The organism is Candidatus Margulisiibacteriota bacterium, from assembly GCA_028715625.1.
In the GTDB taxonomy this organism is placed as follows: domain Bacteria; phylum Margulisbacteria; class Riflemargulisbacteria; order GWF2-35-9; family GWF2-35-9; genus JAQURL01.
Genome location: JAQURL010000070.1, coordinates 1 through 13,035 on the forward strand (window position 1 = coordinate 1; position 13,035 = coordinate 13,035).

Below are 13,035 nucleotides of genomic sequence, written 5' to 3' on the forward strand. Positions count from 1 at the left end.
CAGGATTTGTTTTCTTTGAATTAAAGAAAGAATTAAATCATCCCCATATTTCTTTGTCTGGCTTGCCAGATAATCTTAGAAATATCGCGAGATACCGGCTTTCGGGCTGTATCGATTGAGCCTGTATAAGCAAGAGTAGTCAAATCATAGTCCTCGGTTACCCATTTTTCCAATGATGAACTGCTCTTAAAAAACCGCTCTGAATGGAAAAACCAGTCTGTTCCGCCTTTATGAAAAAAATAATTGATTCCTGTCGTCTGCAAAATATTCAACGCGGCTCCAATTGCTATTGATAAGGACGTATAAGCAAAAATATCATTGCCGGTGAGGCTGAAAGCAGGCAGCAAATTCGCTATTTGAGCCGGATTAACATCGTGAAGCTTCAGGACAGCATCAAGATATTGATAAATTTTATCTCCTGTATGATCAGTAAAACTATTCGCAAGCAAAGCACCGATCAGAAAAGTAAAAAACTTATCCTTATTCAAATTGTGTAAATACAGAAAAAGCCGCGGATAATCAAATTCTATCGGAGTTAAGTCCTTGTTCATAATATAGCTCAGCAAATCTTCGCGCAAAATATACGGGGTGTTTATACCCATTTTTTGCCTGAATTTGGAGAAAACTCCATAATCTTTACAATTTGAAGAGTTTAAACAATTATTATATGTGCCGAAGTAATCGCTTACACCTAATTTTTTAGAAATAATTCCTATGGAAACTTCAAGCGCAGTGAGATTTAACGAAGCCTCCAGACTGTATCCATGTCTTATCTGCCTGTCCACTTCTTCCACCAGATAAGTTTTTTGGGGCAAAGAAGTTTCTTTATTATAAATCCTCTGCAGATGCAAAGCGGTAGGGGTTAATTCAGTACCTATTAAGGTACCTGCTGACGTGATTATTAACGCAGGCGATGTGGCAGGTTCAGATAATGTACTGACGATTTTGTATTGCATATTTATACCTGTTTTTTTTACATTTAAGTTATCGGATAACTTTTTTAAATATTTCATGATTTCTACTAATTGCGAGTCTTAAAGGACGAGGAAGGGGTTTGATTAAACAAAACCCAATTTAGCCGAGTTATTCCAAATTTCATCCGATATATTTAATAAATAATTTAATATTAAAGGTGATTTATGCATAACAAATTAATCGGCTTAAAAAATTATCCTGACATCGTTTTAACGGACGCTATGGAAAGAGAATTAACTCAAGATTATCTGTATGCCATGCCGGGAATAAATATTTCCCTGGACACCATCGGCAAAAAGGTCAGCGGAGCCCTCACCGGCCTTTCGGAAACCTGGAAAAATTTCCGGCCATTTTCCAGAGAATACAACTTATATGACAAATGGCAGGACCGAACACCAGCGACCACAGATAATTTGGTGAAATACATTTTCCTGCTTTTTGATAATAATCCACTGCGCAAACCTCTGCCTGGTTTTTCTTTGCATAAAGAGCAGCTGGATATAAATCGAGCCGCTAAAATCATGGAAAAAATGATCTTTTCTCTTACAGAAATCAGGAAGGAACGTATTCTTTTTGTGGAAAGGTTCCGCGACATTATCTATAAGTTAACAGAGGATTCCGCTGTCTATAATAATAGCAATGATCTGGCGCTGTTTATTATTCTACTGAATAAATTTGAGGATTACTTTTTCAAAGAAATGTATCTGCCTCTGATTTTTATCAGGCTGACATCTGCCTGGTTAAAAAAACCCGACGAAAAAGAAAAAGAAATTGTGGCCAACATATTGGCAGTATGCCGACTGTTAGAAAACGAAGGTAAGATCAAAGAACTGGAAGAAAAATATATTGCCCCTGTTCTTGCTGGAACCTGCCCCTGAGCTCTCGGATAAGGATTGTTGTATTCCCGTATTCCCCTGACCCCACCTGCCTCGACGACTTGCCTAGGCGTAACTTTAGTGAAGCCGGGTGAGTTGCTCATTGACTTTAGATTTTGTAAATCATAAAATGACTATAATTAAGATTAATTCAGATGTCCGGAATAAATTGCTCTGTCATTGCGAGGAGCATTTGCGAAGAAGCCAATGACTAGAAAGTTTTAGGATAATTTGAATTAAAGAAAGGATGTTGCCATGAGTGAAAATCACAAACATCACGGTGCGTACCTGATATTAGGAGTTCTGGTCGGAGCGATCGGAGGCTTGCTTTTTGCCCCCAAAGCCGGCAAAGAAACCCGTGACTATCTGAAAAAAGCCATTACCGATTCCAAAGACATGATGGATAAAACCAAAGAGTCTGCCGAAGAACTGATCAGCAAAACCAAAGAGCAGATCGATGATATGATAGATAATGTCTCTCACAAAATTGATGAAAAAGTAAAACATCGCAAAAAAGGCGCGTAGAAAGGACTTTATATGGAATCTATAATTCAGGTGCTGACCATTATTGTAGATGTTTTAATCATTGTCTTTTTTCTGCTGTTGATTATTTTGATAGCCAGGCTCGTGTCCGCGGCAAAAAAAATATCCAAATTCGCCGGTAATATGTCCGATATTCATTTCTGGATTTCTTTACTGACCAAAGCACCCAGGCATTTCTGTAAAAAAAAAGATAAATGCTAAGCTCAGCAGAGATTCGTAAACGTTTTTTAAAATTTTTCGCTGACAATGATCATTCAGTTCAGAAAAGCGCTTCGCTGGTCCCGGAAGACCGCACAGTACTGCTGACCATTGCCGGAATGCTACCCTTCAAGCCCTATTTTCTGGGCCAGAAACCCGCGCCTTTCAAGCGGGCCACTACCGTTCAAAAATGTATTCGTACTAATGATATAGATAATGTAGGCCGCACACCCAGGCACCATACATTTTTTGAAATGCTGGGCAACTTTTCTTTTGGCGACTACTTCAAAAAGGACGCGATCATCTTTGCCTGGAAATTCCTGACAGAGGAAATGAAGATACCTAAAGACAAGCTGCATATTTCCGTTTACAAGGAAGACGATGAAGCTGCCGAACTCTGGGCTGAACACGCGGCGATTCCCAAAAACAGGATTTACCGGCTGGATAAAAATAATAATTTTTGGGAATCAGGGCCAACCGGGCCTTGCGGACCATGTTCGGAAATTTATTATGATAACGGCCCGGATGCCGAATGCGAGGATCCGGGGGATTGCGCGCCAGGCTGCGACTGTAACCGTTATGTGGAAATCTGGAACCTGGTCTTTATGCAATATAACAAAGACGAAAACGGCAAGCTCACGCCTCTGCCCAAAAAAAATATCGATACGGGTATGGGCCTGGAGCGTATCACTTCTGTGATGCAAAATGTGAAGTCCAATTTTGAAACAGACTTATTTACGCCTATTCTGAATAAAATAAAAACTTATACCAAAGAAAGCAATAAAGTATCGCTGTACGTTATCGCGGACCATATCCGCGCTTCCACCTTTATGATAGGTGACGGGATTTTTCCCGGCAATGACGGCCGGGGCTATATTCTGAAAAAAATATTGCGCAGGGCTATACGCCACGGGAGGATATTAAATATCAAAACCAATTTTCTGGCCGGCCTGGCCGAAACTGTTATCAGCGAATATGGTTCTTTTTATACCGAACTTCAGACAAATAAACAGCTCATTCTGGATATTATCGAAACCGAGGAAAGCAATTTTTCCAAAACTCTGGATTTTGGTTTGAATCTGCTTGGCCAGATCATAGCTGATAAGAAAAAAATAAACGGCGAAGACGCTTTCAAGCTTTTTGATACTTATGGCTTTCCTCTGGAACTTACCCAGGAAATCGCCAGAGAAAAAAATGTTACGGTAGATGTGGAAGGTTTTAACAAACTTATGGAGGAGCAAAAAGAACGTGCCCGTTCCAGCGCTGTATTTTATAGCAGCGAGGAAGACAAGCCCATCGGTGGCGAAGCGATAATCGCCAAAACCGAACAGGACCGCATCGAAATGGCGCGTCATCACAGCGCGACCCATTTACTGCAAGCCGCGTTACGCGATGTGCTGGGCACTCATGTTACCCAGTCGGGCTCGCTGGTTTCTCCGGAAAGACTGCGTTTTGACTTTACCCATCCCAAAGCTCTTACACCGGAACAAATTTCCGAAGTGGAAAAGCTGGTTAACTATAAAATAATGCATAATCTGCCCGTGGATATTTGCGAAAAGAGCTATGACGAAGCTCTGGCCGAAGGAGCCATGGCCCTGTTTACAGAAAAATATGAAAAAAAAGTACGTGTGGTCAGTATGGGCGATTTTTCCAAAGAGCTTTGCGGAGGAACGCATGTGCAGCGCACAGGTGATATCGGGCTGTTTAAAATTATCAGCGAAGGCGCCATAAGCAGCGGAGTAAGACGCATAGAAGCTATCACCGGCAGCTACGCCTTGAGTTATGTAAACCAGAAAATGCAGGTGGTGGATACTCTTTCTCAGGATTACAAAATAAATCATCAGGAAATTGTGCAGAAAGTTAAAACTCTGGCCGAAGAAAATAACCAGCTTCTAAAAAAATCTCTGGAACTGCAAAACCAGATCATCATCAACAAGCTGGAGAATCTGAAGCCGGAAAAAATTAAAAATCAGGATATATATATTGCTGAACTGGAAACAGGAGCAGACATAAATATTGATGCCAAAAAACTTATGGAAAGCCTGCATCAGAAGCTGGGCCATATACTTTGTTTGTTCATAAAAAACAAAGATGAACAAAAAGTTTCGGTATTTATAAAAATTGATCCGGCATTGGTGAACACATACAAGCTTCATGCCGGGAACATGATAAAAGAACTGTCGCAGATACTGGAAGGCAATGGCGGAGGTAAACCGGACTTTGCTCAGGGCGGAGGTAAAAATTTGGAAAAAATACCGCAGGCCATAACCAAACTTAAAGATTTAATTCTGGAAAAATTATCAGTCTAAAAATATGAAAAAATCAAACTCTCGTGTTCACGTCACCCTTCGTCAAGCTCAGGGTGACATATAAACCCATGAAAATAATCGGACTGGATTTCGGCACCAAATATATAGGCATAAGTATCTCCGATATGCAGCAAAAAATGGCTTTCCCCAGAGGCAAAGCCGAGCAAAATAAATTGATACCCGAAGTTAAAAAATTGATTCTGGAAGAAGATGTGGAGCTTGTAGTTTTGGGCAAGCCTACGAACCTGAAAGGTCAAAACACTGCCATGACCAATCAGGTGGAGGAATTCAAAGCCAGTCTGGAAAAACAAATTTCCGTGCCCGTGCAGTTTTATGATGAGAGACTTACTTCCAAAATTGTGGACCGCTCTCTGTCCAGCATGAATGTGAACACCAGAAAAAGGAGGGAACTTAAGGATACTCTGGAAGCTACCCAGATTTTACAGTCTTTTTTAGATCAAAAAAATGCGCGAAAATAAATTTCTGATAATACTATTGCTGTTGCTTTCTTTCAGTCTGGCCGATGAGGTTACCATCCTTATCCCCAAAGGCGTTTCTACAGCGAAAATTTCTCACATCCTTAAGGAACACAAAATTATCCGCAGTACTTTATGGTTCAGAATAAAAGTCAAACTGCAAAAGACCAAACCGGTGTTTTACTCCGGGCTTTTTCGTCTGGACAAAAAAGTAAGCACAGGCAAAATTATCCGGGAACTGCAGGACAAAAACAGACTGGTTTATGTAAAAATCACTATTCCCGAAGGATATAATATTTATCAGATCGACAAATTGCTCAGCAGTAAAGACCTGATCACTGCTAATGCTTTTATTGAATATTTTTCAAATACTGAAAATATAAAACATTTACGTGATGAATTTCCTTATCTTACTGATAAAGACAAAATAAAAAGCCCGGAAGGTTTACTGTTTCCAGATACTTATTTCTTTGATTTCTATACACCCCTGCAAAAAATAGCAGATACCATGCTGGATAATTTCAAAACCAAAATGGTCCCGGTTTATGAAGAATATCTGAACCTGCGAAAAAATTCGCGCCACAGATATTCTTACCGCGAAGACCGCGTTTTTTCATTTTACGAACTGCTAACCCTGGCTTCCATTATCGAAAACGAAGCTAAAGAAGATGAAGAAAGACCGGTGATTGCTTCGGTTTACATTAACCGCCTGAAACGGCATCAGGCACTGGGCTCTTGTCCTACAGTAGAATATGCCCGCTACAATCTGGGACTGCCTCATGCTGAAAATTTAAGTTTTGAGGATTTGCGTATTCCAAGCGAATATAATACCTATCTGCATGCCGGCCTGCCTCCATCCCCTATTTCCAACCCGGGGATCAAGTCTTTCAAGGCAGCTTTATATCCTGTGAGTACAGACTATTATTTCTTTGTTTCTTTAAAAAACGGCACCCATCATTTTTCCAAAACAGCCAGGGAACATGAGCAGTGGGTAAATAAAATCAACCGAGAAGCTTCTTTGCCTGCGCCAAAACCCGGTCAACGCTGATCTCGTTTATACAGCGATAATTTTTACAGGCTTTCATTCGGCCCAGTTTATTGCAGGGAGCGCATTCGATATCTATCTTCACAACATTTTCCAGATTGTGAAAAGCATGCCACTGATTAGGGTCTGACATGCCAAAAATACCTATCACCGGAATACCCGTGTACCCTGCCAGATGCATTATGCCATTATCATTAGCAATCAGCAATGACAATGATTCCAGGTCGTAGGCCAGCTGTGGTATGGTCTTTCCTGTAATTAACTCTGCTTTATCGGCCAGTTGTTCCCGAAAAAAATCAGAGGGTTCATTTTCAGGCAGATAAATCTTAATCCTGAAAGCCGGATATTGTTTCTTTAAAACTTTGACAAGTTCCACGAACTTTTCCTGTGGCCAGATTTTTTGCGGCCATTTGGACAAAGGGTGGATACCGAGTATCTTGTCAGGTTTGGTTTGTCTTCTTTCAGGAAGCTTGAAAACTGCGGCTGGAAAAACTTCATTGATCAAGGCAAAAAAATTCAATGATTCATGGCGGTTAAGGTCGTAAAACACCGAATGGTCGTATAAATTCTTTCTATTGGTTCCCGGTACATCAAAGCCGAAGGTAAAAGCTTTGGCAAACATTTTGGAAAGAAAAGCAGTAAAATAGGAAAACTGTTCCAGGTCTATTACCGCGTCATATTCCGACCGATGCTCCCTGGCAAAATTCATTAATTTCAGAAGCGGTTTCATACCGCGGTAACTTGAAAACCTTATTAATTTTAAGCGCGGATAATCCCCAAGAAGTTTATATACTTCAGCGTTCACATCCCAGGCCAGGATATCTATTCTTGCCTGCGGATAGGCTTTTAATATGGCTTCCAGAGACGGTAGCAGAAGAATCGTGTCGCCGATAGCCCCCAGACGTATCAGCAGTATACGGTTCAGTTTAAAATTAAGCTGACGGTGTTCACGGTCTTTCGGCCATATCCTTACAAACCATTTCAAAAAGTTTTGGTCCAGCCATTTTAACATTATGAAAACACCACAGTTTTGCCGTTAAAGTCTACTTTAATTTCCTGCCCGGCGCTAATTTCTCCTGCCAAAAGCTTTATAGCCAAAGCATCCTGAACCTCTTTAATGATAGCCCTTTTCAAGGGTCTGGCTCCGAATACCGGATCATACCCCACCTCTGCCAGATGGCCGATCAATTTGTCAGTGCAGGTTATTTTTATATCTTTGGTTAACATCCTGTTTTTTAAAATTTCCAGCTGCAAGGCTACTATTTGCTTCAATTCTTCAGGCGACAGACTGGTAAAGACAATGATCTCGTCTATCCTGTTCAAAAATTCAGGTTTAAAGTGAACCTTGAGCCTGTCCACAACCTGTTCTTTTACCTCGCTAACATCTTTGGCCTGCAGTATCAGGTCCGAACCGACATTGGAAGTCATAATAATCATAGTGTTCTTGAAATCCACAGTACGGCCCTGCCCGTCGGTCAGCCGGCCGTCATCCAGAATTTGCAATAAAATATTAAAAACATCCGTATGCGCTTTTTCTATTTCATCAAAAAGTATAACAGAAAACGGTCTTCGTCTTACGGATTCGGTAAGCTGTCCGCCTTCGTCATAACCGACATAGCCGGGTGGCGCACCTATCAGCCTGGCTACAGAATGTTTTTCCATATATTCGCTCATATCAATTCTGATCATAGCCTGCTCGTTATCAAACATAAATTCGGCCAGAGCCTTGGCCAGCTCAGTTTTACCCACACCGGTCGGGCCGAGAAACATAAACGTGCCAATGGGTTTATTGGGGTCTCCGATACCGGCCCGCGAACGACGAACCGCATTAGCCACGGCCTGTATAGCTTCTTTCTGCCCTATCACCCGTTTAGCCAGGTTTTCTTCCATATGTACCAGTTTTTTGGTTTCGCTTTCCATCATTCGTGCTACAGGAATTCCGGTCCATTTGGAAACTATTTCAGCTATATCTTCGTCATCCACTTCTTCCTTGAGCATTTTTTTATCTTTTTGCAGATCCTGCAGTTTTTTATTAGCTGCTTCCAGCTTTTTCTGCAAACTTACTATTTCTCCGTAACGAATTTTAGAAACAGTTTCCAGGTTGCCGAGCCGTTCTTCTTTCTGGGCTTTATTTCCGGCTTCCTCAATAGCTTTTTTGGTTTCACTTATTTCATTTATAATCTCTTTTTCCCTTATCCAGTGGGCCTTCAAAACATTCTTTTTTTCATTCAACTCCTGTATCTCTTCCACTATCCTGGTCAGCCGCTCTTTGGATTTCTGGTCCTTTTCTTTTTTCAGAGCTTGCCTTTCTATTTCCAGCTGTACACCTTTTCTTTCCAGAATATCAATTTCCTGAGGCATGCTGTCTATCTCTATACGCAGTCTGGATGCAGCCTCATCAATTAAATCTATGGCTTTGTCCGGCAAAAACCTGTCGGATATATAACGATTGGAAAGATACGCCGCGGCTACAATTGCCGAGTCCTGAATACGAATACCGTGATGCACTTCATATTTTTCTTTCAGGCCACGCAAAATGGCAATAGTATCATCTATATTCGGTTCGGCAATAAACACCGGCTGGAAACGTCTTTCCAAAGCAGCATCTTTTTCTATATGTTTTCTGTACTCATCAAGGGTAGTGGCGCCAATGGCCCGCAAGGTCCCCCGGGCCAGCGCCGGCTTGAGCATATTGGAAGCATCCATCGCGCCTTCGGCTGCTCCGGCTCCCACAATCGTATGCAATTCATCTATAAAAAGGATAACAGAGCCGCTGGCCTTTTCCACTTCCTTGAGCAGAGCCTTGAGCCGCTCCTCAAATTCGCCGCGGTATTTGGCCCCGGCCACCAAAGCGCCCATATCCAGGGCTTCAATATGTTTATTCTTTAGAACTTCAGGCACATCACCATTTACAATGCGCTGGGCAAGGCCTTCCACCACTGCGGTTTTACCGACACCCGGTTCACCGATAAGTACCGGATTGTTTTTGGTTCGTCGGGAAAGTACCTGTATAACTCTGCGGATTTCGTCATCTCTGCCGATAACCGGGTCCAGCTTGCCGCTGCGCGCCAGTTCATTTAAGTCTTTGCAGTATTTTTTCAGGGCTTGAAAACTTTCTTCCTGGTTTTGTTCGGTTATTCGTTCCGTGCCCCTTAAGTCCTGCATTATTTTCAATACATCTTCTTTGGAAATATTATTGGCTTTCAATACGGGTCTTACTTCACAATTTACCTCCAGCATTGCTAAAAGCAAATGTTCACTAGTTATATACTCGTCTTTCAAGCGATCAGCTTCTTTCTGCGCTTCCTTAAAAACCAAACCCAATTCGTTGCTCATATACTGCTGCGCAACCCCGGAAACTTTGGTCAGTTTATTTATAGCCCTATCCAGTTCCGCGAGCACATCTTCTTTTCGGGCACCCAGCTTTTCTATAATCTGTGTAATGATACTGTCTTCAATTGTGAGCATGGAATTAAGTACATGCAGGCTGGTTACTTCCTGCTGATCATTATTTGAAGCCAGCTCAAAAGCTTTTTCCACAACCTGCTGAGCTTTTAAGGTAAATTTATTTAAGTTAACCATAAGACACCCTCCTTGATAATTTTAGCACATTGAATATGTGCAATACTATTACCAAAATTACTTGAACCGAATTAATATTCGGTCCAATTACTCAATGCTGAAGGCTCGGAGCTTGGGGCTTTGGGCACAAGGAAGATATATAAAAAGTCATACCGCACCAGATGCGGGACCTACCTGTTAGCCACAGACCCCGGATTAAATCCGGGGTGATATTCATTTAATATGATGGAATTGTCTATTTTTTAGACAGTTTTAAAATGTCAGAAAGGAAAACGAACTCGTAGCCTTCTTCAGCCATACGCGGCATTTCCGAGACCAGAGTTTCCAGCGTTTTTTCTCTGGTAATGTGCCCGATAACTACTACATAACCGTTTTTTGAAGCCAGCCTTCTGGCTTTGGCCAACTGGTTCTCGATATATTCTTCGGTAGCAGTGCCATCCAGAAAAACTTCGTTATACAGGGCAGGCATTTTTTTCTTTTTGGCAAGCTCATAACCCACTGTCGCTGCTGTGGTCATACTGTCCAAAAAATAAAGTTCCCTGCTTTTACCCCAGTTCAAAACTGTATTCATAATATTTTTTGATGAAGTTATTGCGGAACCCATATGGTTATTGAACCCTACCACTATACCGCTGCCCTCCAGAGAATCCAGAGCACTGTCCAGTTGCTTGATCATTTGTTTGGCGGTCTGCTTTGTTTCAAGTATATATGGGTAACGACGGGGATGTTCAATATATCTGCTTTCCTGATCTTCTTTCCTAATGATCGGCTGCATGGGCATATGCAGCAGAATTTCATATCTGCCATCCTGCGCATATTCCTTTACCAGCATCCGGCTGTCTTTCATGCCGGGGATTATCGCCAGGTTAAGCTTGTATGGTATTTTATCCAGCAGGTTATAATCTACGGTTTTTATTCCCAGATCATCAAGCACAATGGCGATTTTCGGAAATACGGGTGTTTCCACTTTGTTAATATTTTTGCGCACTGTATTTGTCTGTATTGTGGCGGTTGAGATTTGCTGATTATTTTTTTCGGATTTGTTCGAGGCGGGATAATTGGGGTTGGGTTCTAAAAATTTCTCAATATTACTTTGCAATTGCAAATAACGAATACCGATAAAAAAAACGTTAACTAAAATTATGCCGAAAACAATCCAGCCCCATTTGAATTTCATTGAGATTTGATAATTTTTATGGCTTGCTGCAGCTGATAATCCTTGTCTGTAGAATATACATAAGTACCCTGTTGTATGGCCTTAATGTCTTCTGACGGTACTTCTATCTGCACGTTGGGCATAATACCTACATTATGAATATTGTCGCCGTTAGGAGTAAGATATTTAGCTATAGTCAGCAGTATGGCCGAACCGTCATTTAAAGGTATAATGTTCTGAACAGAAGCTTTGCCGAAACTATGCGTACCAACTATTTTGCCCCTTTTATAATCCTTGATAGCTCCGGCCAGTATTTCCGAAGCAGAAGCTGAAGCCCCGTTAATAATGACGATCATCGGTCCGTCAAAAATTTTTTTATCCGGCAATACAGGTATTCCCAGTTTGCTTCCGTTGCGGTCAAGGGTATAAACCACTATGCCGTCATCCAGGAATAAACTGGCGATACCCTGAGCGTTAGATAACAATCCGCCGCCGTTATTCCTAAGGTCCAGGATCAGGCTTTTCATCCCTTTTTTCTTCAAAAGTTTAAGAGCATCGGCCACTTCTCTGGTAGCTTCCTTGCTCTCAAAACTGATAAGTCTCAGATAGCCTATGTTGCCGGTTATGATCTGACTGTCATCTATATTTTTTATCTCGATCTTTTCACGCTGCATGGTGTAGACGATGTTATCTGTAACAGTATCCCTTTTAATGGTGATTGAAACCTTTGACCCTTCAGGACCCCTGATCTTGGAAACCGCTTCTTCCAGTGAAATCTTATTTGTAGTTTCATTGTTAATAGATACAATCACGTCCATAGACTTAAGTCCGGCGCGATCGGCTGGTGTTCCGGGGATTGGTGTAATAACGGTTAACTTGTCATTCTTCATCCCGATATGTACGCCTATGCCGTAAAAATTACCCTGCAAATTTACTTTCATTTCGCTGTATTTAGATGGTTCCAGAAAACGGGAATAAGGATCATTCAGGGATTCCAGCATTCCTTTAATGGCACCATAGGAAAGGTCTCTGTCCTGTATATTACTTTCCACATAATTATTCTGGATAATGTCATAAACCTGTAAGGTCTGCAGTTTCCAATTAGTTCCATGAGAAAAACTTAAAGAAAATAAACAAAGGATAAAAAGTTTTTTAATATTTTTAAAATTATTCATAATAATTTGCAAAACAACCTCATCATCTTAAAATTTTTTTATTTTTTTGGCAAATAGTTTATTGGATTTTTCTCTTTGCCGTCTATACGCACCTCAAAATGCAGGTGCGAACCGGTTGATAAACCCGTAGAACCGACCAGCCCGATAATTTGGCCTTTCTTCACAGCCACTGATTTTTTAACGAAATATTGTGACAAATGCGCGTAAAGAGTTGTAGTCATGGCCCCGTGATCGATAATTATTGTTTTACCATATCCACCCCAGTTGCCGGAGAACATTACCACACCATCATCAACAGCGAATACAGGACGACCCGTAGGTGAACCTATATCAATTCCGGTATGAAAAGATTTTACCTTGAAAATCGGGTGAACGCGCTCTCCGAAATCGGAAGTTATTTCACCGAGCACCGGCCAGATAAATCTGCCGTCACCTATGCGTGACTGATTCTGCGACTGACGCTGCATTTTGCTTATCAGTTTCTCAAGTTCCTGCGAGTCCTGCTCCAACTGATGAATTCTTTTCTCATATTCATTTTTCTGTACCATCAGGTCTTTGTACAAGACCTCATGCTTATTTTTATTCTTTTGTATTTGATCTTTAAGGATACCGATATATTCTTCTTTATCTTTTAAAAAACTCAGTTTATCATTTAATTTGGCCTGTTTTGTCATTAAGTGTTCTTTTCTTTCCCTGATATC

12 protein-coding genes are annotated in these 13,035 nt (G+C 41.2%); 6 read left to right on the forward strand and 6 right to left on the reverse strand.

All coding sequences use genetic code 11. The features are described 5' to 3' along the window. Positions 1-32 precede the first annotated feature (32 nt). The gene (locus PHV30_10085; protein MDD5457364.1) at positions 33-1,013 is read right to left on the reverse strand and encodes a hypothetical protein; all 981 of its coding nucleotides are present in this window, start codon (positions 1,011-1,013) and stop codon (positions 33-35) included. A 126-nt stretch (positions 1,014-1,139) separates the two neighbouring features. Between PHV30_10085 and PHV30_10090 the strand changes: the two genes are divergently transcribed. From PHV30_10090 to mltG, 6 genes are all read left to right on the forward strand, one after another. After that, the gene (locus PHV30_10090) at positions 1,140-1,853 is read left to right on the forward strand and encodes a hypothetical protein (GenBank protein ID MDD5457365.1); all 714 of its coding nucleotides are present in this window, start codon (positions 1,140-1,142) and stop codon (positions 1,851-1,853) included. A gap of 252 nt (positions 1,854-2,105) precedes the next feature. Continuing rightward, positions 2,106-2,375: a YtxH domain-containing protein gene (locus PHV30_10095; protein MDD5457366.1), complete on the forward strand. Its 270-nt coding sequence runs from the start codon at positions 2,106-2,108 to the stop codon at positions 2,373-2,375. A gap of 12 nt (positions 2,376-2,387) precedes the next feature. After that, entirely contained in the window at positions 2,388-2,594 is a 207-nt protein-coding gene (locus PHV30_10100) for a hypothetical protein (protein ID MDD5457367.1), read from the forward strand. Further along, on the forward strand, positions 2,588-4,900 hold the full coding sequence (alaS, locus tag PHV30_10105) for an alanine--tRNA ligase (protein MDD5457368.1): 2,313 nt from the start codon (positions 2,588-2,590) through the stop codon (positions 4,898-4,900). The genes PHV30_10100 and alaS overlap by 7 nt, the downstream gene beginning before the upstream one ends. Positions 4,901-4,968: 68 nt before the next feature. Next, the gene (gene ruvX, locus PHV30_10110) at positions 4,969-5,379 is read left to right on the forward strand and encodes a Holliday junction resolvase RuvX (GenBank protein ID MDD5457369.1); all 411 of its coding nucleotides are present in this window, start codon (positions 4,969-4,971) and stop codon (positions 5,377-5,379) included. Continuing rightward, the gene (mltG, locus tag PHV30_10115; GenBank protein ID MDD5457370.1) at positions 5,366-6,424 is read left to right on the forward strand and encodes an endolytic transglycosylase MltG; all 1,059 of its coding nucleotides are present in this window, start codon (positions 5,366-5,368) and stop codon (positions 6,422-6,424) included. The genes ruvX and mltG overlap by 14 nt, the downstream gene beginning before the upstream one ends. On the opposite strand, the gene PHV30_10120 is transcribed toward mltG, so the two are convergent. The 5 genes from PHV30_10120 to PHV30_10140 form a co-directional block, all read right to left on the reverse strand. Further along, positions 6,378-7,433 carry a glycosyltransferase family 9 protein gene (locus PHV30_10120; GenBank protein MDD5457371.1) on the reverse strand — a complete coding sequence of 352 codons (1,056 nt, stop codon included), beginning with the start codon at positions 7,431-7,433 and terminating at the stop codon, positions 6,378-6,380. The two genes, mltG and PHV30_10120, sit on opposite strands and share 47 nt — an antisense overlap. Next, a complete protein-coding gene (clpB, locus tag PHV30_10125) occupies positions 7,433-10,003 on the reverse strand; it encodes an ATP-dependent chaperone ClpB (protein MDD5457372.1) in 2,571 nt (856 codons plus the stop codon). The genes PHV30_10120 and clpB overlap by 1 nt, the downstream gene beginning before the upstream one ends. Before the next feature lie 235 nt (positions 10,004-10,238). Then, complete coding sequence (locus PHV30_10130) at positions 10,239-11,180, reverse strand: divergent polysaccharide deacetylase family protein (protein ID MDD5457373.1); 942 nt, start codon at positions 11,178-11,180, stop codon at positions 10,239-10,241. Further along, positions 11,177-12,346, reverse strand: a complete 1,170-nt coding sequence (locus PHV30_10135; protein ID MDD5457374.1) for a S41 family peptidase — start codon at positions 12,344-12,346, stop codon at positions 11,177-11,179. Before PHV30_10135 ends, PHV30_10130 begins: the two co-directional genes overlap by 4 nt. Positions 12,347-12,372: 26 nt before the next feature. Beyond that, the coding region (locus PHV30_10140; GenBank protein MDD5457375.1) for a peptidoglycan DD-metalloendopeptidase family protein at positions 12,373-13,035 on the reverse strand (663 nt) is incomplete at its 5' end.